This window comes from Arsenophonus apicola, from assembly GCF_020268605.1.
GTDB lineage: Bacteria > Pseudomonadota > Gammaproteobacteria > Enterobacterales > Enterobacteriaceae > Arsenophonus > Arsenophonus apicola.
Map to the genome: position 1 here is coordinate 1 of NZ_CP084223.1, position 20,907 is coordinate 20,907.

At 38.6% G+C, this 20,907-nt stretch carries 15 protein-coding genes and 4 pseudogenes; 8 read left to right on the forward strand and 11 right to left on the reverse strand.

All coding sequences use genetic code 11. From position 1 onward, the window contains the following. Positions 1 to 248: 248 nt before the first annotated feature. From LDL57_RS15570 to LDL57_RS15580, 3 genes and pseudogenes are all read left to right on the forward strand, one after another. A complete protein-coding gene (locus LDL57_RS15570) occupies positions 249 to 872 on the forward strand; it encodes a recombinase family protein (RefSeq protein ID WP_225507679.1) in 624 nt (207 codons plus the stop codon). Between the two features lie 56 nt (positions 873 to 928). Beyond that, a pseudogene (locus tag LDL57_RS15575) lies at positions 929 to 3,895 on the forward strand (Tn3 family transposase). A 277-nt stretch (positions 3,896 to 4,172) separates the two neighbouring features. Further along, positions 4,173 to 6,017: a M10 family metallopeptidase C-terminal domain-containing protein gene (locus tag LDL57_RS15580; protein ID WP_225507681.1), complete on the forward strand. Its 1,845-nt coding sequence runs from the start codon at positions 4,173 to 4,175 to the stop codon at positions 6,015 to 6,017. Between the two features lie 57 nt (positions 6,018 to 6,074). Here the strand turns inward: LDL57_RS15580 and LDL57_RS15585 are convergent. After that, positions 6,075 to 6,971: pseudogene (locus LDL57_RS15585) on the reverse strand (integrase core domain-containing protein). Positions 6,972 to 7,085: 114 nt separating this feature from the next. Between LDL57_RS15585 and LDL57_RS15590 the strand changes: the two are divergent. The 3 genes and pseudogenes from LDL57_RS15590 to LDL57_RS15600 all read left to right on the forward strand — a co-directional run. Beyond that, a pseudogene (locus LDL57_RS15590) lies at positions 7,086 to 7,408 on the forward strand (Tn3 family transposase); the annotation flags it as partial. A 737-nt stretch (positions 7,409 to 8,145) separates the two neighbouring features. Continuing rightward, positions 8,146 to 8,508: a hypothetical protein gene (locus LDL57_RS15595; RefSeq protein ID WP_180559729.1), complete on the forward strand. Its 363-nt coding sequence runs from the start codon at positions 8,146 to 8,148 to the stop codon at positions 8,506 to 8,508. Positions 8,509 to 8,656: 148 nt separating this feature from the next. Then, positions 8,657 to 8,848, forward strand: a complete 192-nt coding sequence (locus LDL57_RS15600) for a thermonuclease family protein (RefSeq protein WP_225507742.1) — start codon at positions 8,657 to 8,659, stop codon at positions 8,846 to 8,848. Between the two features lie 106 nt (positions 8,849 to 8,954). Here the strand turns inward: LDL57_RS15600 and umuC are convergent, their stop codons facing one another. Continuing rightward, on the reverse strand, positions 8,955 to 10,142 hold the full coding sequence (gene umuC, locus LDL57_RS15605) for a translesion error-prone DNA polymerase V subunit UmuC (RefSeq protein ID WP_310740194.1): 1,188 nt from the start codon (positions 10,140 to 10,142) through the stop codon (positions 8,955 to 8,957). Between the two features lie 422 nt (positions 10,143 to 10,564). Here umuC and LDL57_RS15610 point away from each other — a divergent pair, with 422 nt between their 5' ends. Further along, positions 10,565 to 11,281, forward strand: a complete 717-nt coding sequence (locus LDL57_RS15610; protein ID WP_510516331.1) for an endonuclease — start codon at positions 10,565 to 10,567, stop codon at positions 11,279 to 11,281. Positions 11,282 to 11,288: 7 nt separating this feature from the next. Here LDL57_RS15610 and LDL57_RS15615 read toward each other — a convergent pair whose 3' ends face one another. From LDL57_RS15615 to hbs, 6 genes are all read right to left on the reverse strand, one after another. After that, positions 11,289 to 11,468 (reverse strand): Rop family plasmid primer RNA-binding protein, encoded by a 180-nt coding sequence (locus LDL57_RS15615; protein ID WP_180559732.1) that lies wholly within the window; start codon positions 11,466 to 11,468, stop codon positions 11,289 to 11,291. A 38-nt stretch (positions 11,469 to 11,506) separates the two neighbouring features. Further along, positions 11,507 to 11,731, reverse strand: a complete 225-nt coding sequence (locus tag LDL57_RS15620) for a hypothetical protein (protein WP_225507685.1) — start codon at positions 11,729 to 11,731, stop codon at positions 11,507 to 11,509. Then, positions 11,706 to 12,296, reverse strand: a complete 591-nt coding sequence (locus LDL57_RS15625; RefSeq protein ID WP_225507687.1) for a ProQ/FINO family protein — start codon at positions 12,294 to 12,296, stop codon at positions 11,706 to 11,708. The genes LDL57_RS15620 and LDL57_RS15625 overlap by 26 nt, the downstream gene beginning before the upstream one ends. A gap of 1 nt (position 12,297) precedes the next feature. Continuing rightward, positions 12,298 to 13,251 (reverse strand): Rpn family recombination-promoting nuclease/putative transposase, encoded by a 954-nt coding sequence (locus tag LDL57_RS15630; protein WP_225507689.1) that lies wholly within the window; start codon positions 13,249 to 13,251, stop codon positions 12,298 to 12,300. Positions 13,252 to 13,460: 209 nt separating this feature from the next. Further along, positions 13,461 to 13,733 carry a hypothetical protein gene (locus LDL57_RS15635; protein ID WP_225507691.1) on the reverse strand — a complete coding sequence of 91 codons (273 nt, stop codon included), beginning with the start codon at positions 13,731 to 13,733 and terminating at the stop codon, positions 13,461 to 13,463. A gap of 3 nt (positions 13,734 to 13,736) precedes the next feature. After that, a complete protein-coding gene (gene hbs, locus LDL57_RS15640; RefSeq protein WP_225507693.1) occupies positions 13,737 to 14,009 on the reverse strand; it encodes a non-specific DNA-binding protein Hbs in 273 nt (90 codons plus the stop codon). A 700-nt stretch (positions 14,010 to 14,709) separates the two neighbouring features. Here hbs and LDL57_RS15645 point away from each other — a divergent pair. Further along, on the forward strand, positions 14,710 to 15,639 hold the full coding sequence (locus LDL57_RS15645) for a replication initiator protein A (protein ID WP_225507695.1): 930 nt from the start codon (positions 14,710 to 14,712) through the stop codon (positions 15,637 to 15,639). Between the two features lie 307 nt (positions 15,640 to 15,946). Here the strand turns inward: LDL57_RS15645 and LDL57_RS15650 are convergent, their stop codons facing one another. The 3 genes and pseudogenes from LDL57_RS15650 to LDL57_RS15665 all read right to left on the reverse strand — a co-directional run bounded on the left by LDL57_RS15650 (position 15,947) and on the right by LDL57_RS15665 (position 20,780). Further along, positions 15,947 to 16,267, reverse strand: a complete 321-nt coding sequence (locus LDL57_RS15650) for a hypothetical protein (protein WP_225507697.1) — start codon at positions 16,265 to 16,267, stop codon at positions 15,947 to 15,949. A 9-nt stretch (positions 16,268 to 16,276) separates the two neighbouring features. Further along, positions 16,277 to 16,978 carry an AAA family ATPase gene (locus LDL57_RS15655; RefSeq protein ID WP_225507699.1) on the reverse strand — a complete coding sequence of 234 codons (702 nt, stop codon included), beginning with the start codon at positions 16,976 to 16,978 and terminating at the stop codon, positions 16,277 to 16,279. A gap of 831 nt (positions 16,979 to 17,809) precedes the next feature. Beyond that, positions 17,810 to 20,780: pseudogene (locus LDL57_RS15665) on the reverse strand (Tn3 family transposase). Positions 20,781 to 20,907: the final 127 nt, after the last annotated feature.

Here is a 20,907-nt window from a genome sequence, read left to right on the forward strand (position 1 = left end):
GTGCGCTTGGAAAACGGAAAATATCCTACGCTAAGGCTATTTTATGTACAAATTGATATTGTCTAAATTCTTTTACCTATTTAACCACTTCTCTTTCACCTCATCATTGTAAACTCAAAACCTAACCACGCATGACATTTGAGTACACCCCATTGTCACAAGCTAATGGGTTGACATTTTTCTATTAGATCATTACTTATCTGTCATATACATTATGATCACCACTTAAACGTCATCAATGGGTGAAAATGTACATTCATGGTTATCTCCGCGCATCAACAAAGAACAGGACGCTCTCCGAGCTAAAAAATAGGATGAAAGCTTTCGTTGAAGAAAAAGGGTTTCGCATGGCCAGTTGGTACACTGAAAATGTATCTGGGGCCTCACTCCAACGACCAGAACTTTTACGTTTGCTTGATGATGCAGCATCTGGTGACATTATTCTCATTGAACAGGTTGATCGTCTTTCACGCCTAGATGAAAAGGGTTGGGAAAAATTAAAACGTCTTATCCAGGAAAAAGACCTTATTGTTGTTAGTTTGGATCTTCCAACAAGCCATATAGCTCTGACGTCAAATGTTGGCGATGAGTTTACCTTTGTTATGCTTAAAGCTATTAACGGGATGATGTTAGACATGCTGGCTGCTATCGCTAGAAAAGATTATCTGGATCGTCGCCGCCGACAACAGGAAGGTATAGCAAAAGCTAAGGCGGTAGGTAAATTCAGGGGGCGTCAGGCTGACCATCAATTGCATGAAAAAATCATTGAACTTCGAGTAAATAATAGGCAGAGCATCCGAGATACTGCGAGGTTATGTGGTGTTTCTGAACGAACGGTTATACGCATTGTTAAACAGAAAACATTTTCTTAATAGGCTTATATTTTGAAAATCAGAGCGAGCTATGTCCGTATTCTGGGAGAGCATTGATGCCACGACGACAAATACTGAGCAGTGATGAAAAAGAACGTTTACTGGTTGTACCTGATGATGACATCCTGCTCGCACGAATATGTTTTTTAAATGAGCAAGATCTGATTCTCATTAAAAAACATCGAAGACCCTAACCGTTTAGGCTTTGCAATTTTACTCTGTTATCTACGAGGGCTGGGTTTTACCCCAGATAAAAATGCGCTTCCCCACGATGGTATTCTATCCAGAGTGGCAGAGAGATTGAAACTCAATCCTGATTTATGGCAAAAGTACGCTGCTAGAGAGGAAACCCGTTGGGAGCACCTTGCCGAGCTCTATCGCTATTTACAATTAGTGCCATTCAGTAAGCCTTTGCAAAAAATGTGCATTAGTCATTTATATCCTCATGCTATGCGAACCGACAAAGGTTTGATCCTTGCTGAAGAGATGCTCATCTGGCTACATAATAATAATGTTATCTTCCCTTCCATTGATGTGGTTGAGAGGACCCTTGCTGAAGCCACGACAATTGCGGATAGAGCAGTGTTTACAGCACTGACAACGCAACTGGAACCACAACATAAAACAGCCTTAGATAATCTGTTGATCTCAGGGATGAACAACTAAGCCGTCTTGCTTGGCTGCTTCAACCTCCGGGGAAAATTAATGGTAAAATGTGTTGCAGCATATTGATAGATTAAATGCTATTGAGGGATTGGCTTTACCTGAAGGTATTTCGCTTTCCGTTCACCAAAACCGACTGCTCAAATTGGCTCGAGAAGGTAGAAAAATGAATAGCAGGGATCTGGCTAAATTCTCCGAGACACGTCGTTACGCCATGTTGGTTTGTGTTATCTCAGAAGCAAGGGCCACACTGACTGATGAAATTATCGAATTACATGAACGTATCTTGGGCAGTTTATTCAGTAGAGCAAAGCGTACACAGGCCGAACGACTTCAAAAAACAGGAAAACTCATTCAGAGTAAGTTAAAGCAATATCTTACCGTTGGGCAGGCTCTGCTAAATGCACGAGAATCAGGGGATGATCCTTGGACTGCAATAGAAGGCGTACTTCCTTGGCCAGAATTTGTCGCCAGTCTGGAAGAAACACAGTTTTAGCCCGAAAGGATAATTTTGAGCCTCTTAATCTGATCACCGAAAAATACAGTACGTTGCGTAAATATGCCCCCGTATGTTATCAGCATTGCAATTCAAGGCAACTCCTACAGCGCTGTCACTTAGTGAAGCGCTTGAGACCCTTAAAGAAATATACCGAAAACAACTCCGAAAGGTGCCGCCATCCGCGCCCATAAATTTTATCCCTGAAAACTGGAAAAATTGGTCATAACCCCTCGGGGATTGACCGAAAATACTATGAGTTTTGTGTCCTTAATGAGCTAAAAGGCGCATTAAGATCGGGTGATATCTGGGTAAAGGGTCGCGACGCTACCAGAATTTTGACGATTATCTTATTCCTTCCGCTGATTTTGAAAAATTACTCAAAGAGACTCAGTTACCACTCGCCATTCCAACAGATTGCCAAAAATACCTTAGCTCACGTATGGCGCTGTTATCATCACGTCTGGAAGAAGTGAATGCGATGGCGATTGCGGGAGATTTGCATGATGTTGATATATCAGAAAATGGTGTAAAAGTAACGCCACTTGATGACAGCGTTCCTTCAGACGTTTCTCCTTTTGCTGACCTCGTTTATGCCATGTTACCTCGCCCAAAAATCACTGAAATATTAGATGAAGTGGACGGTTGGAGTGGATTTACCCACCACTTTACTCACCTCAAAAATAATCACGTCAGACCCAAAACAAAAAAGTTGTTACTGACGACTATCCTTGCAGATGGTATCAATTTGGGGATAACGAAAATGGCTCAGTCCTGCCCAGGAACAACAAAATCATCACTCGAAGGTATTCAAGCTTGGTACATCAGAGATGAAACTTATTCAGCTGCACTTGCTGAGCTGGTGAATACCAAAAAAAGAGCCCGCTGGCAGCCGTGTGGGGAAATGGTACAACGTCATCATCTGACGGGCAAAATTTTCGGGTTGGAAGTCATGGTCGATATGCAGGACATGTAAATCTAAAATACGGCCCAGAGCCTGGTGTGCAGATTTATACTCATATCTCAGATCAATACAGCCCATTTTATACTCAAGTCATTAGCAGAGTAAGAGATTCTACCCATGTACTTGATGGCTTGTTGTATCACGAAAGTGAATTGGAAATTACAGAGCATTATACCGATACAGCTGGTTTCACTGAGCATGTCTTCGCACTTATGCATTTATTGGGATTTGCATTCTGCCCTCGGATCAGGGATCTTCCTGAAAAGAAACTATTTATCAAAGGGAAAGCAAAACAATACCCGGGGCTACAGTCGCTGATATCCTCGACGAGTCTGGATATCCGGGAAATTGAAAACATTGGCATGAGGTACTTCGGCTGGCAACCTCGATTAAACAGGGAACAGTCACTGCGTCGCTAATGTTAAAAAAATTGGCGAGTTATCCCAAACAAAATGGTCTGGCAAAAGCATTACGGGAAATCGGTCGTATCGAACGAACGCTGTTTATGCTGGATTGGTTTTGCGATCCTGAGCTACGTCGTCGAGTGCAAGCAGGTTTAAATAAGGGTGAAGCTCGCAATGCCCTAGCACGAGCCATTTTATGCACCGGTTAGGCGAAATCAGAGATCGAGGTCTGGAAAATCAAAGCTATCGTGCCTGTGGGTTAACATTGTTAACAGCGGCGATTACGTTGTGGAATACCGTATATATAGAAAGAGCTATCGAATCTTTAAAACGAAAAGGAATTCAGATTCATGAGGCATTAATTTCTCATTTATCCCCTCTAGGTTGGGAGCATATCAATCTAAGTGGTGATTATATCTGGCGGAATAATCTAAAGTTGGGCTCAGGTAAATACCGTCCGTTGCGTGCAGTTAATATAGGTCGGTACAAAAAATAAGCTTAGCGTAGGATATTTTCCGTTTTCCAAGCTGACCCCTATATTCTCTAACATGAAAAATTATCCCTAAAAAAATTATTTAACTATAAATTAGTAATTAAATAATTCATAAAAAAACTCAACTTAAATCTCAACTTAAATTGGTAAAATTTTGATATTTTTTTAAATTGACTATAATTAGATAATAAATAATTTTCAAATGAGTGTTTAAATAAAAGCACTATTAAGGAATTTTTTATATAACATTTAAATAAATTATAAACTACAGGTGCAAATTATGGGTAAAAGTTACATACATATCAAAACAAATGATAGTGAAGTAATTTCTGATATTTACTCTTGTAAGGTTGAAGACAAGCCATCAAATGCAAATAGTAGTAAAAGTATTCAGAATACAAATATCCAACATAATAACTCTCATGTAAGATTCAAAATGCCAAGTGCTAATTTAGATATAGAGTACAAATTGCCTATAGATGAAATTATACCTCCTAATGTTAAAAATTTGGAAAATAAAATCTTTCCTAGAACTCAAGCAACTAGAGAATTATTAAATTATATAAATGAAAACATCCGTATCAACCATGATCAATATTATAATACTAAAAAATCTTTAGACAATATAAAAGCTGCTGAACAGATTTCAAGAGAAAATACCACTTGGAATGGAAGAAATATTCTTGGTTCATCAAGTGAAATAACATATTCTTTTAACAATTGGGATATTGCTAACTCAGAAGGAATTGTTCAATCAATCAGCTTAACAGATTGGCAAAAAGAAGAAATTGTTCAATCTCTAGCCGCATGGGAAGATGTGGCTAACATAAAGTTTAAATTTGTCCCATCTGATAATATAAATACTAATCTGCAATTCGGAAATATAAATAACAACAAAGATCAAGCATTTGCGTTTTTACCAAATACAAGTTATTCTGAAGGTCAAAGTTGGTTTAATATTCAAAATCATTCTGAAATCTTATATCCCCAATTAGGTAATTACGGTAGACACACTTTTGTACATGAAATAGGTCATGCATTAGGGCTGTCTCATCCAAGTAATTATGATGCCTCACAGAATGTTAAAATAAGTTATTCAAAAGATGCAAGCTATTTACAAGACTCCAGACAATACACAGTAATGAGTTATTGGTCAGAAACATTTACAGGAGCTCAATTCAAAGGGCTATATGCGTCATCTCCATTAATTGACGATATTGGCGCTTTACAACGACTTTATGGAAAAAGTAACAGCAGAATTGAAGATTCTACATATGGCTTTAATTCAAATACAGGTAAAGATTATTACTCTTGTAACGATCCATTAGTACCAACAATTTGCAGTATTGTCGATTCTGGTGGGATCGACACTTTAGATTATTCCAAATATTTTTTTGATCAAAGAATTGACATAAATCCAGGAGCATTCTCAGATGTTGGTGGATTGATAAAGAATGTTTCAATCTCATACAGTACAGATATCGAAAATGTAATTGGAGGATATGGAAATGATCTTATTATTGGTAACACCCTTGATAATATTATAAAAGGTGGAGCTGGGGTTGACATAATTTATGGAGGTATAGGAGCAGACTATCTTTGGGGGGATGGAATTAATAAACAAACCTTAAATTTTAATTCTGCCTATGAAAAAATAAAGGCTAAAAATTATGATATATCAAGTTTGAACAAAGAAGAAATACAATTAATTGAAAGTCAAATCAATCAGCAGCAAAATATTTCAGCAAATATAGATAATCTTATAACCAATAACTCATCTAGTAATTTAACAAATCAAATAGCAACTAAATATGAAATAATTGAACAGGACTATTTTGTTTATTTATCAACTGAAGAGTCAACACCAATAAAACACGATATCATCGTAGGGTTCCAATCTAGTATCGACAAGATAGATATTTCATCAATAAAAATGGTTAATAGATCACAGAACGAAACTAAAAATTATTTGATAGAAAATTTTTCATACACCGTGGGTAAAATAGAAGTTAAGGAATATTCAGATCATCTTTATAGATTATATATAAAAGGGGATCATGTAATCAGCGATTTTCTAGTTGATATAATAGGTACTTTTGATCCTAACGTTGATTTAGTAATTTAAATTGTATTAGTTGTGTCACTCAAAACCTCGGCTGACATTTGATCTTATAGACCTAGTTTATTTTTTTAACACTTCATAAGGCGTTTTACCAGCATGAGCTGAATGGGGACCGATGACAGTTATAAAAGGCTTCCCGTTCTGGTAATTTTTCATGTAAATTGACATCATCTTTATAATCAATTAACTAATAAAAATCCTGCTTATCGGTGAGATGAGAGCGCTCTACTTTCCCATTTAATCTGGGTGTAGCTGGCTTGATATAAACATGCTCCATACCTAAATCATGCACATGCCAATTGAATTTTGATTGAAATTCGTGACCATTATCAGTTCTAATAGTTCTGATTCTAAAAGGAAATTTATAAACGATATAATTAATAAAATTAATTGCTTTCGCCTTATTATGTCGTTCATAAATTTTAAGTGCTCTTATGCGCGTTGCATCATCTATTGCTGTATATTGAAAACGTTTGATTCTTTGCCCATCTGGCGCATAAAAAAATAAAAATCTCACATCAACCTGAACATGGTGACCGGGTACTTGTTTTTGATAGCGTTAAAATAAAGGCTTAAAGCGGCTTCGCTGATTTTTGAGGGAGTTGATTTAGCTTATTTCTTAGAAGGACATAGTAGCAGCCTGAGCGTGATATTTTTATGTTGTGAAACCGGAGAAGATACCAAGCTATCCGTTGGGGACCAAAATGATAAGTTGTACGCAAGTAAATAACGAGCCCCTCAATATGTTTTGCAACTCTTGTCGTCGGATTTTTCAGGGCAAGGTTTATTGTTGATTGAGCCTTTCTCGCCTTTTCGTTCGTAAGCTCTTTTCCATGTGTAATAGGTTTCTCTACTTATCCCAAAATGGCGACAAGTTTTAGCAACGTTTTTGCTCTCACGAGTATGATTTAAGATCTTTGTTTTGTGCGCAATATCTCGTTTAGCTTTAATATTCATAATATCTGACCTCAGACTACAATTAGAAAAAAATAATTGTCAACCGAAGTCCAGACTTTAATACATAAAATGCCTTAACGTAGTTCCCTGCACTTTACCGCAAACTACCCGACTTACCTCGACGATAAAAACAAACGGCGAAGAACATTGCAACAACTCAACCGTGGAGAGGGTCGCCACGCAGTGGCCAGAATGTCTTTCATGGTGAACGGGGAGAACTGACACAGGCTTACCGTAAAGGCCAGGAAGATCAGTTAGGATCGTCAGGTCTGGTGCTAAATATTATTGTTTTGTGGAACACGATTTACATGGATGCCGCAATTCAGCAGCTCAGGCATGAAGGTTATCCGGTTCACGATGAAGATGTTGAAAAACTGTCCCTATTGCTGTGCGGCCATATCAATATGCAAGGGCGTTATTCCATTACGGTGCCGTAATCCGTCAGTGAGGGTGAACTGAGAGCTTTCAATGAAGAACTGTAAATTTTTAACTCATCCGATTTGTTCACTTATTAAAATTTAAAAGTTGAATTATGGCAAAAACAGATTAAATTTGAAGGTGGAAATGTTTTTAAGCAAGATATCAAACATGAGTTAATAGAGCTTCGTAAGTCACCCCTATCAGGTCTCTGGTAGAGGTGTTTTTTTGTCCCCTACCTTCTCTTCAATTCCTTCAAAAAACAGCTCAGTATTGTATACAAGCGATTTTCAACTCTGTTTGGAAATATCTAAACCTGATCCACTAGATATTATTCGAACATTTTGTACTGCTAATTTATATTAACCAAGTAGATATTTGTGGATATTCGTGTTCGCTTTGAAAATTGGATGGTTTGACGAGCTCAAGGTATTGCAGATGCCGTTATTTAAGTTGCGAAAGATCATCGAAAAAACCTATTTCGAAAATTTAGGCGGTTCCGGCGTAGAACGCTCTAGTTGATCATCGATTGCCCAAAATTATCTCCTATCTATCAGATGAAAATTTTAATCTTAAACAATTGTATAACGTTTTGGCTTTGATCTCAAAGTTAGATAGCCCTCCAAAAATAAATTCTTTCAGAAGAAAAAATAGTTTTAGATAAAATCAAAAATAACTTATTGCTTGGGTGATATCAGTTATGTGATAGTGATATTGTTTTTTGAAAATACATAATCACCATTAAGAAGGGATAGATATGAGGATTTCATTAGCAGCTATGATGTTATCAACTCTTATTTTTGGTTGTACCAATAAGTGGGAAAAAAATACCGTTAATGCTGAAGACTTTTCTTTTGCGAAAAATCTTTGTAAAACACAATCAGAAAAAGAATTCCCCGTAAAAAATGAAAGGGTACAAGAAACAAAATTTGGATACCCCGATTTTTCAATATCAAGTGAGTCTTTTGGGAGAAAAGATAAGAAAGATGAAAATCAAAAACCTATGTTTTTAACAGAAACAAAGATTAAGGATGTTAATGAATATCAGCGTAATGATTTTTTTTATCGTTGTATGAATAAATATGGCTGGGAATTAAAGTTTAAATTGTTTTTACTTTAATATTTCTGGGCGTGTTGTTAACGTCGTTGATGGTGATACCGTTTTCGTCCTCACGGAAGGCAAACGGGTCAAAGTGCGCCTCATTGGTATTGATGCGCCTGAATTAGGTCAACCCTTTGGAAGACGCTAAAAACAAAACCTGCTTCACCTGAGCGCGAAAAAGCAGGTAGAAGTGATGACAGACAAAAAGGATAGGTTTGGACGTTGGTTGGGTACCTTAATCATTGAAGAAAAAAACATCAATGCCGAACAGATTAAATCCGGCTTGGCGTGGGTATATCGGTACCATGGGAAGGCGACTAATTTTGGGTTTTTGGCTCTCGAGAAAAAGGCACGATAAGCAAATATTGGACTGTGGTCATCTAAAAATCCCATTGAGCCATGGATGTGGCTCAAGCAGAAATATGGTAAAAAATCAGATTAAGGGATTGTGGAAATGGGTTTGTTTAACATTTAACAATAGCAGTCTGATTGATATCAGTCGTCCACTTCTGTGATAGGTATTGCCTTTTCATTTTCCAGGGATATTTTTTCTCTGCATTACCTTTACCTGCAAATCCAATTTGTGCCAGTGAAGAGCGATTAATCTCATCAATAAGTTGCATCAATATATCGCTATTTTTATAGGGTTTTTCTGTTTCAAAAAGGGAAAGCTGCTTCACACCAGAATCGTAAAAATCACTCAACATAACACCACTTTTACTGTATTCAATATCTGCTACCCAAATGTTATCTAATATATTGGTAGCAGCTTTTATGATATCTCGACTATCTTGAGTTGGGTAAGTGAGTTTTTGTGAGCCATAGCGATAAAAACCGCCGGTTTTTTTTGAGAATCGACTGCTTTGAATAGACACATTGATTAATTTGCAAAACTGCTTTTCTTCTCTTAATTTTTCGGCGGCGCGCTCTGCGCGGGCGCAGACACTTTGCCTAACAAAATCGAAATTAGTAATTTTATTACCAAATGAACGAGAACAGATTATCTGTTTTTTTGGGTTTTGTTGCTCTTCTAATGTTAAGCATGAAATACCGTTTAACTCTCTGACCGTTCTTTCTAAAACAACAGAGTGAAATTTTCTAGCCTCATCTGGCGGCAAGCGACTCAAATCTAACGCGGTATTAATATTAAGCAACTGGAGTTTTTTTGATAATTTTCGACCAATTCCCCAGACTTCAGCGACAGGAACAAGAGACATCAATTTTTGTTGTCTGTCCTTTAAACTTAAATCAACAACCCCCCCGGTTTTTTGCCATTGTTTTGCTGCAAAATTAGCTAGTTTAGCTAACGTCTTTGTTGTGGATATCCCTACCCCAACGGGAAGATGACAACGTTTCATTATTTCCTTTTGAAGGTAAAACCCAAATTCGGTCAAATCGTATGTAGAACTTACTCCAGATAAATCACAAAACGCTTCGTCAATTGAATAAATTTCCAGTTTAGGCACCAAAAAAGCCAATACTTCCATAACTCGCATACTCATGTCAGCGTAATATGTATAATTTGATGAAAAAACCGCAACGTTATTCTCTTTTACAAAAGATTCTATTTCAAACCAGGGTGCGCCCATTCGAATATGTTTTCTGGCATTTCTGGAGCGTGCGATGACACAACCATCATTATTTGATAGCACAACAACCGGCTTACCTTTTAATTCCGGCCTAAATACTTGCTCACAGGAGGCATAAAACTATTCACATCGACTAACGCAAACATAAAATTTTTTACACTTATTGGCAATAAATAGCATATTCAGTGGGTGCAAGAAGCCATTCTAAACAACAGCTCTTCCACTGTATATTAAAGCAGTATAATATAACATGATTAGCAATCATTACCACTTTTTATTTCAAAAAAACATCTTTAAAGGCGTAAGTTGAAGGCTTTAAAACTAAATGATATAAACTAACGTTCTAAAAATTAAGGGAAAAATTTGATGGAAATCAGTAAAACCAATCCACTAAACTAGAAGGTGATGAAGAAAAAAACTAAAGACGATAAACTCCCGCATTCCCAATTTACTGGGTGTCTATTTTTTTTCGGTGAAAATGAGTTTTGCCAATCTATATTGGGAAAAGTATAAATCTTAAAAAAAGAGTCCTATCCCACTTTTATACAAGGAATATCAGATTAATAAATCAACTTAAATATATTCACTGGCAAACCACGGCAGGTGAAATAGGCGCCCTGTTACTCGAGGCTAGATTAATTAAACAATATCACCCCATCTTTAATAAGCGCTTAAGGAAACACCGGGAACTTTGTGCTTTTCAGGTTACAAACAAAAAAATTAATATTGTGTATGCGAAAGAAATTGACTTTTCGAAAGCAGAAAATCTATACGGTTTGTATAAAAATCGGTTTACAGCTTTAGAAAAGCTTAAATCCATTGCAGATGAAAATCATCTCTGTTATTGCAAACTAGGTCTCGAGAAGACGAGAGCATCTGGCTGCTTTCGCCTTCAGCTCGGCTTATGTCACGGAGTTTGTATTAACAAAGAAAGTCAAGAACATCATCACAGTAGGGTTTTACGCGCGTTTAAACAACATAAGTTAGCAGTTTGGCCTTACAAGGGCGCCATTGGTATTACGGAAAAAGGGGTTCAACAAACGCAAATTCATATCGTGAATAATTGGGTTTATTTGGGTTCGGTTGAAAATCTCAATGAAACATTAACATTTAATCATGCAATGGATAAATTTGACCGTGATATGTATAAGATTTTGTGTCGCTATTTATCAAAGAAGAATATCACTATCATTCCTTTGTGATAAATCTTTATTTTTTATCCAAACGTTGTCTTAATTTAAGATAAAGTACCTCTGCCATTTCATGCAACTCTTCGCACTCATCTGCACAGTCATCCAGATTAAGCTGATTGAGCTTATCCAAGAGGATTAAGGTTTGACTTTTGATAAAGCCCGCCATATTTAAGGTAGAGAGTTCTTGTTTTGTCATCGTTTGTTAAAGTGTTCAATAAAGGATTTGATATATGGTTATTCTATACGATGATAAGGGTTTTTTCTTTTCCTTCGTTGTCTATCAATAGCATGGAGTTTAGCAATACCGGTAAATATTTCAGGAACGATTTCGGTTTTTTGGCCATGAAGATGATTTCCTAATCCTCCCCAACGTTGAATAAGCAATAAATCACCAAATAAATCATAACAGAGTTCCGCTTCATACCAGCGAGCATCATTTTCCCAACGCCAGACTAACATAACCATCAGTAGGTTGTTGAAGCGATTTATTAAGCCTGACCAGACGCTTTAAATTATCCTCAACATCCGCCTGGGTAACCTCGCCTGCCACCTGTCCGTCTTTGTCATAACGACTAGCGCTTAAGTGGATAAGGGCGCGATAATTAGCGTGGTGTCCAATACTGCCTAAACAGGCTCTTAAGCGCTTTTTAGTGAGCGGTAACCCCTTCTCATTCACTTCCTGCCACATAGCTTGCCGGATGCCAATTTTCATCGGTTTAAGCTGTTGTTCAGGAAACAGGTCTGGCCAAAAGGCGCTGATTTGGGAAATCGCCTCCGCTAACGGCAATCGTTTTTTTGGTTGCCTGGGCGGTTTTGGGATTTTAACCTTAACAACAGGTTGAGGCTTTTCAACCCGCTTTTGGGTCACTGGCTTAACAGGCTTTTGGGGTTTTGGTTTTTTCACCTGTTTTTTGGGCGTAGGATTCACCCAGACCTTTTTTCGGTAAACCGGTGAGGATTTGGGTGTCGTTTCTTCAGAAGCCCGTCTAGGGCGATTGAGGGTTAATTTCTGCCGCTCGGTCATTTTAGTCTTTGAACAGGTTTCTTAATTCAGCATCAGTGAGACCCGTTGATAGTTTGACTATGTCTCGCTCTACGCCCTTTTCAAGAAGTTGACGTGCAATCTTTAGGGAGGCTTGTTTTTCACCTTCCAGCTTGCCTTTCTGGATACCTTCTTGCATACCTTCAAGTTTGCCTTTTTGTATTCCTTCTTGAATACCCTCTTGTCTTAACCCTTGAGCGATGTTCATCAGTGCCCCCTCATGCTTCTCTGACTGTTTAGCTATCTCTTTGATTAACTTTGCTGGCTGTTCGGCATTACCTTCCTGTATGAGGTAATTAAACAACGTTATCACCTGATTATCGGAGTAATAATTATACGATAATAATTTGACAATTTCACTCAAAAGCTCGGTCATATCCCGTCTGCGAATGTGCTTCTGGACTAACTCAAGCAAAGCCATTCGTTTGTGCTGCATGATTTCACCATCATTAAGTGTGGTGACATCCACTAACTTAAACGGTTTGGTATAAATCTTTTCGGCAATATCCCGCCCACTAAAGCAGTCGAACCAATCTGTACTATAGGGATAAGGACTCTTTTCACCTGTGTAAAACAGGATAGGAAATACCAAAGGTAATTTTTTGTGGCCCGCCTCTAAATGTTTTTGCATTGCGCCCATACAATAACGCATCAGTCGCCAAGCCATCAGCTTATCGGGTGTAGACTGGTGTTCAATCAGGAGATAGAAATAACCTTTTCCTTTTGTGGTTTTAACGGAGTACAAAATATCACTCTGGTAATTTTTCATCTCACTATCGATAAATGAGCCGGATTCCAATTTAAGGCTATTTAAATCACAAAGTGATTTAATCTCATCCGGTAGCCAGATAGTAAAGAAATCTTTTGCCGTCTCTTTTTCACTTAAAAACTGCTTAAATAGACTATCGTGGGGCGTTGGGGTGAATTTTTTACTCATCCGATTTGTTCACTTATTACAATTTAAAAGTTGAATTATGGCAAAAACAGATTAAATTTGAAGGTGGAAATGTGATGAAGATTTTATCAAACATTAGTTAATCTAGCTTTGTAAGTCACCCCTATCAGGTCTCCGGTAGGGGTGTTTTTTTGTCCCTACCTTTTCTTCAATTCCTTCAAAAAACGGCTCAGCGTTGCTTACAGTGCGATTTATAGGGTATTTTGACTCTTCTTTCTGTCTTCCTTTAGCACTTCAATGAAGACTTGCTCGAATTCGTCATTTTTGGGAAGGTCTTGTTTGTGTATATACTTGTTGACAAAAAAATCCGGCTCAAGACCTAAACGTCTTGAGGCTTCAAATCCGCGCTTAATCCAATCTAGAGGCAAAATGTGTTCGTGGGCTAATTCCTCAGCCCAATGCCAGTCAAACTGTTTGATTTCGTCTTCATTTAGAATACGAATTGACTTTGTGTTGTAGGTCATGAATTACTTAACCGCATCTTTTAGCTTTTGACCTGCTTTAAAACTCGGTACGTTGGTAGCCGCAATTTTAATTGCCTTGCCTGTTTGTGGATTGCGCCCTTCCCTTGCCGCTCGAGCCTTAACCTGAAAACTGCCAAAACCAACGAGCTGTACGCTGTTACCCGATTTTAAAGACTCGGTGATGGTATCTGTGAAGGCGTTAACCGCCTTCTCTGCATCTTTCTTGCCTAATCCTGATTTTTCACTCACTTTGTTGATGAGCTCTGTTTTATTCATGTTGCACCTGAATGAATAGATTACGTTAATCCTATTGATGCTAGCGGTAGTGGCACTGTTGTGCAATGACTAACTGTTAATTAATTTAAAAATCCATTTAAAAATATTGATCCCAAACGCTCGCCGCAGCTTAGTGACCGAGCAACGCGAGTGAACGGGCGAGGAAGCGGAATATCACTTAAGGTCACAAAGGAATCAGGTCACTTATTGGTTAAAGAATAACCAAATGAAAATATCTAAAGCCAATGAATATTTTGAAGTGGTTATACCACTTTTGTCAGAAAAGTTATCCACAGAGAATGGGGAAAAATTTCCGGTTAAATATAGTTATGTATAAGTTAAATAAGTTAAAGGGAGAAATTTATTATATAATAAATTGATTTTTATTAATTTTTTTAATTTTAAAGTTTTTAAATCCCAGTATTAAGTTTTTAAATCCCAGTATTAAGTTTTTAAATCCCAGTATTAAGTTTTTAAATCCCAGTATAAATTTTGGATTATTCACATAAAAAATGGAAGTTTTTACTATTTTATAGTTGCGTTTATTGACTAAGTTTTTAAATCCCACTATATTTGTTTTTAAATCCCAGTATTAAGTTTTTTTGTATGGGTTTTTAAATCCCAAAAGAACGAATCAGTATTGAGCGGTAACTCAAGTACTGACTCTTACCACAACCCTAATCAAGATAAGATTGAGGGTATGATAAATAATACTATCAAAAAGAGATTAAACAATTTGAAAACATTGCGCCCGCGTAAACATGAGATACTTTTTTTTATTGCTGATGAAGTTGAACTTTCTAGTTTTAGAGATGAAATGGTAAGCATGGAACATCCATTTTTTGCTTTAAAAGGTGGGGATATAAAACCTAGAATTTATAGAAATGGAAATGTTTCTATTTCTATAGAATCTACTTCATTAGGATTGGCAACGATTTTTGATAAAGATATTTGGATTTATGCTATTTCTAAATTACAAGAATCTATTAACAATAATCGGCCAATAAGTCGTACAATTGCTTTCACTCCATACGATTTTTTTATAACAACAAATAGGGAAATTGGAGGTAGAACTTATAAAGAATTAGTAAAATCCCTAAAAAGATTATCAGGGACACGAGTAACAACAAATATTATATTTTCCAAAGAAAAACAAGAGACTATAGGTTTTGGATTAATAGATAGCTGGCGAATAATAGAAGAACAAAAAGGTAAACTCGATATTGGCATGGTCGAAGTTACGTTACCTGATTGGCTTTATCAAGCAATCACTAAAACTAAAGTTTTGCAAATTAGCCCAGATTATTTTCGCATTCGCAAAGCTATAGATCGAAGAATCTATGAGATTGCCCGTAAACATTGTGGTAATCAGCATGAGTTTGTTATTTCACTTGAGAAGTTACATTTAAAAACAGGAAGTACGGCTCTATTGAAAATGTTTAGGCATAATTTAAAGCAATTAGCTCAAACAAATGACCTACCCGACTATGAAGTTCTCTATGATTCATCCTCAGACAAAGTAACGTTTAAAAATCGAAATCAAAATACCCCTAAAGCTGAAGTGTCGCGTATGAGAGAGAAAGGAAAGAAAGAGATTTTTAAGTTAAAAAATGCACTGGTAGCCAAATAATCTGACAGGTACTGATTATTTATAAGTTGATATTGTGGTTATATTGCAACATATTTTTATATAGTAAAATTGATTTAGAATTCCAAATGGAATTCTAAATAGAATTCTATTATAGTATCATTAAAGAATTCATAAAGGATATCTAGTTTTATAAAAAAATCGAATTCATGGTAATTATAAAAAAAACTTTTAGTATATACATGATTTTAAACGTTTTTTATACGTTATAAAGCTTTATAGCAAAGCTAAATTACTTCTATTTAGTTATTTGATGATATTAATTAAAATCAGTAACTCTTTTTTTTAGTTAACAGCCTAACTCTCGTTGTAAAGCTGCTAATGCTCTTTTAAGAGTTTCGCCTAATGGTTGATCGATATAATCAGCGATTCGATACAATTCGTTTTTAGTATCTAGATCGCCTTTAATGTTGATCTGAATATTGCGTCCCGTCTTGAAACGTCGTTTTGATCGTTCAATGGGATGAGGTAAAGGTGTTGATTTCCGATTCACAAAACCATGTTGGTTAGCTAGCTTCTCGATTTCTGCATTACTTTGCTTTGTTTTTTGTTTAGTGACAGCTTTAGGTTCAAAATTTCTTAAACTATCTAGAGGATCTACGCGGCTCATGATATAACCTTATTCTGTTGTTGTCGGTGACTGAGTATGTATGTTTATTTTAGCTATGACTTCTCGGGTGAAAGACTCTGCGTTATAAATGGCTTTTTCAACATTAGAGACCTCATCATGTGGAAGGTTTTCAAGCGTCTGTCGATATGAAAACATGGCTTTGAATGCTGCTCTTTCGTTCAACTCTGTCTCAAAAAAAGGAATCCCTCCAGCTTCAAAACTTTTTCGTATATGTCTGGTATCCCTGCTTTGAATTGCAGCAGATGTGCGTGTAAACAAGACAGCATAAGGTAATTTGTAATCATGCTTATGTTTTTGAATAGCACGCTCATGTGCTTTTATTAAGCCAAACGCTCTACTGGCCTGTTCTGCATCAAGTTGCGACCCCTGTGTTGGCACAATCACAAAGTCGGACTCCGCAATTGCATACGCAACAATGGTTGCTGCTGTACCTTCTAGATCAACAATCACGAATGGTGCCTTTGTTGCTACTTCTGCGATCGTTTCCCCAATCGTCTTATCTGTTACATCCGAGATAATAGTCATATTTTCAGGCGTATCTCCCCCTTCTGCCCATGATTTTATAGGGTGATTTGGGTCTGCATCAATAACGGTAACCTTGACTCGACGTGCAATTTGCATAGCTAATATTAGGGCGGATGTGGTCTTACCTACACCCCCTTTTGGGGAGACGAAAGAAATAACTGGCATGTACAGGTCCTCTATTAAATAGGTTAGTAAAACTAGATATCCTTTATGAATTCTTTAATGATACTATAATAGAATTCTATTTAGAATTCCATTTGGAATTCTAAATCAATTTTACTATATAAAAATATGTTGCAATATAACCACAATATCAACTTTTAACATTACGGAGTTATCGACGAAGTTAAAGCCTACATAGGGGTTCAAGGGCTGGATGATCCGGCCTGTCATGCCACGAGAGGCTGCCTACCACGAACAGTGGTCATATTTGTTGCTGTCGAAATTTTTCCTATTTTTATCTTGTTTACGCTCGCCACAGTCTTTGTCTGAGGCGTACCGCAGGAGCGTAGCGACGAACAGACAAAACAAGGAAGCGGAAGTTAGGTTGTTGTTGTTGAGATTGTCTGGTAGTTCCTAAGGAAGAGGAAGAATAGAGTGAAACTTTGTCTGTAATAAGGTTATTTTTCATATTTATTAATATATTGCGTTAATTTTTACTTAAATTTTTGTGTTCATTTTTGATAACAATACATGTTTATATAGGAATTTTTGTTATCAAATTTGATAACATAGCATTTTTTAATATCATTTTATTGAAACATATGATTGATTTTTGTGAAACGAATGTTAGAGTTAACCGAACAAACGTTATCATGGGTATTGAACATGAATGTTAAGGAATTGAATTTAGAAGAATGGCATTTAGTGCACAAAACAACAGGTGAGTGCATGAGTATAGACATCCTAAAAACTCAGGACGGTGCCTTTTTTAATAAAGTCTTCCTCAATGATTTAGGGTTCAGTTTGGATATCGAAAATTATTGTACGTTAAGGCTATTTTTTGACCCTTTCGACTTTAGCTGATCTCAGCCGACGAAACTTGCCTGAAGCCGGTATTCGGTTGCTTTTCCAGATATAATCGCCTGTCAGATTGATATGCTCCCAGCCTAACGGCGACAAATGCGACAGCAGTTGCTCTTTGATCTTCAGCCCCTTACGCTTGAGGGCATCTACCGCTCTTTCCATATATACGGTATTCCAAAGTGAGATGGCAGTTGTCAGCAGCGTCAGCCCGCTGGCGCGATAGCTCTGATTTTCTGGTTTTCTGTCCCTAATTTCTCCCAGCCGGTGCATAAATACTGCACGCGCCAACGCATTACGGGCTTCGCCTTTATTCAGCCCCGCCTGGACCCGTCGACGCAGAGCCGGATCGCGGAACCAGTCGAGTATAAACAGGGTTCGCTCAATGCGGCCAATTTCTCTCAGCGCTTTGGCCATCCCGTTTTGTTTTGGATAGCTGGCAAGCTTTTTCAGCATCAGGGATGCCGTCACCGTTCCCTGCTTTATTGACGTGGCCAGACGCAGCACTTCACGCCAGTGAATTTCGATATCTTTCAAATTCAGGCTGGTCGTTGATATCAGTGACTGAAGTGCCGGATACTGATCCGCTTTCCCACTAATAAACAGCTTCTTGTCGTGGAGATCCCTGATTCGCGGACAGAACGCAAATCCCAGCAGGTGCATCAGAGCAAAGACATGATCGGTAAAACCCGCGGTATCGGTGTAATGCTCTCTGATTTCCAGGTCGCTTTCGTGGTACAGCAAGCCATCGAGTACATGGGTTGAATCCCTGACCCGACTGATTATGCAGGTATAAAACGGGCTGTATTGATCCGAAATATGGGTATAAAATTGACGTCCTGGCTCCTGTCCGTATTTCGGGTTAACCTGCCCTGCGTAGCGGCCTGAGCTGCCTGTTTTGAAATTCTGTCCATCTGATGATGACGTTGTCCCGTCTCCCCAGAATGCCGCCAACGGCCTTTTCCCCTGCGCGTTTACCAGCTCTGCAAGGGCAGCTGAATAGGTTTCGTCGCGGATGTACCATGCCTGGATATCTTCCAGTGATGATTTGGTGCTTCCGGGGCAGGACTCCGCCATTTTGGTCAGACCAAGATTGATGCCATCTGCAAGGATGGCGGTGAGCAGTAGGCGGGTATCGGGACGGGAAATGTCATTTTTTATATGCGAAAAATGGCGGGTAAATGTCGTCCAGCTGTTTACCTCGTCCAGAATTTCCGTGATTTTAGGAAGAGGCAGCATGCTGTAAATCAGCTCTGCAAGTGGTGAAACCTGCACCGGCACGCTGTTATCCAGCGGCGAGACTTTTACGCCCCTGTCTGATATTTCCACATCAGGCAGCTCACCGTGTGCGGCCATGGCATTGACGTCTTCAAGTTTAGACTGAAGCAGGGTCATACGGCTGGTAATGTACTCATGATAATCAGCAGATACTGGCAGTGGCAGCGCCGGTGTAAGTTTGTCAAAGTCCTTTTCGGGAATGAGATAATCATCAAAGTTTTTGTAGCGGCGTGAGCCTTTAACCCAGATGTCCCCAGAGCGCAATGCTCCTTTAAGCTCGCTGAGCGCACAGAACTCATAGTACTGCCGGTCAATACCCACAGGTGTAATCACCACCTTCCTCCATATTTCAGGGACAAACTCAAGCGGTGCTGTCGCCGGAACTTTACGTGACTGCTTCAGATACATATCTTTGATCACAACCAGCGCATCGGCCAGAGGCTGCGCAGCCGGGGTTGCTACTAACTGTAAAGCGGACAATATGCGCGGGGCATATTTCCGTAAGTGCTGTATTTCTCAGTAATAATATGCAACGGGTCAAAATTATTTTTCCTGGCGAGATGGCGTGTTTCCTCCAGACTGGCGACAAATTCAGACCATGGTAGTATGTTTTCTATTGCGATCCATGGGTCGCCACCGGAATCACGGGCTTCAGACAGAGCATGGCCGACATCGATGTATTGCCTCAGTTTGGACTGGATCAGCTTTCCGGTCTGCTGAAGGCGCTCAGCCTGTGTTCTTTTGGCTTTACTGAACAGGCTGTTTAGCATTCGTTCATGCAGCTCAATCACTTCGTCTGTCAGTGTGGCTCTGGCTTCTTCCAGCACGCACACCAGGATCGCATGACGCCGGTCTGCTGAAAATCGGGTCAAATCCCGGCTACTCATCTTTCGGCCTTCACGCGCCAGTTTCAGCAACCGGTTCTGGTGAATGGTACGATCTATACCTTCCGGTAATCCCAGCGATTCAATGCTATTGAGCCGATCAAGATGTTGCAGCACGTTCTTACCATTGATTTTACCCGGCGGTTGCAGAAGCCATGTCAGCCTGGAAGGCTGATTATCTGATGACTCAAGTAAACGATCAAGGGCATCCCTGTGAGCCGGAGTTAATGGGGCATTCAGGGTATGAAATACGATTTTATCGCCGCTTACCATGGCCTCGGCACAGGTACGTTCCACTACATCAATCGAGGGGATTATCACGTTGTTCTGCCGGAGATAGACCAGTAACTCTTCGGTCAGGAGAATACCTTTATCGGTGCGCGTCGCCATCGACAGCAGGTATTTAACACAGTCCTGTTGTATTTTGCCGGTGAAAGCTTTTACGCCAAGATATCGGTAGAGTTCGGTTAAATGTTCACGCCGGGTTGTATCCCTGCCGGAAAGGTAAGCTGGCCAGAGATCCTTGGTGAGTTTTAACCTGCTGGCGATATGCTTCAGCAGCGCATCAGATGGTGGGATTTTTTATCCGGGGCAAAGCCGAGATTTTTCAGATAGCAAAGAAGAACGGCAAAACCAAAACGGCTGGCAGGTTTACGGTGAGCACCGATAAGCACCAGATCATGTTCACTAAAATACGCCATCCGAGTCAGCGTTAACTCATCGTCCGGTAATGCCAGTAATGATTCTCTTTCAGACAGCGAAAGAATCTGCCTCCGTGCCATATAGTTTTCCTTGTAAATTAATTAGTATGTTATTTTTAACAAAATTAGTTATCGCGTAAGGGTACACCCTGATGCCATAGACAAAACGTGACGGCACTCCACTAATGAAATAACCTAAATGCGATAA

Excerpts from the sequence above, each read along its gene's own strand:
- LDL57_RS15570 (WP_225507679.1), top strand. The coding sequence starts at position 249 with ATGTACATTCATGGTTATCTCCGCGCATCAACAAAGAACAGGACGCTC.
- LDL57_RS15580 (WP_225507681.1), top strand. The coding sequence starts at position 4,173 with ATGGGTAAAAGTTACATACATATCAAAACAAATGATAGTGAAGTAATT.
- LDL57_RS15595 (WP_180559729.1), top strand. The coding sequence starts at position 8,146 with ATGAGGATTTCATTAGCAGCTATGATGTTATCAACTCTTATTTTTGGT.
- LDL57_RS15615 (WP_180559732.1), bottom strand. The coding sequence starts at position 11,468 with ATGACAAAACAAGAACTCTCTACCTTAAATATGGCGGGCTTTATCAAA.
- LDL57_RS15620 (WP_225507685.1), bottom strand. The coding sequence starts at position 11,731 with ATGTTAGTCTGGCGTTGGGAAAATGATGCTCGCTGGTATGAAGCGGAA.
- LDL57_RS15625 (WP_225507687.1), bottom strand. The coding sequence starts at position 12,296 with ATGACCGAGCGGCAGAAATTAACCCTCAATCGCCCTAGACGGGCTTCT.
- LDL57_RS15630 (WP_225507689.1), bottom strand. The coding sequence starts at position 13,251 with ATGAGTAAAAAATTCACCCCAACGCCCCACGATAGTCTATTTAAGCAG.
- LDL57_RS15635 (WP_225507691.1), bottom strand. The coding sequence starts at position 13,733 with ATGACCTACAACACAAAGTCAATTCGTATTCTAAATGAAGACGAAATC.
- hbs (WP_225507693.1), bottom strand. The coding sequence starts at position 14,009 with ATGAATAAAACAGAGCTCATCAACAAAGTGAGTGAAAAATCAGGATTA.
- LDL57_RS15645 (WP_225507695.1), top strand. The coding sequence starts at position 14,710 with ATGATAAATAATACTATCAAAAAGAGATTAAACAATTTGAAAACATTG.
- LDL57_RS15650 (WP_225507697.1), bottom strand. The coding sequence starts at position 16,267 with ATGAGCCGCGTAGATCCTCTAGATAGTTTAAGAAATTTTGAACCTAAA.
- LDL57_RS15655 (WP_225507699.1), bottom strand. The coding sequence starts at position 16,978 with ATGCCAGTTATTTCTTTCGTCTCCCCAAAAGGGGGTGTAGGTAAGACC.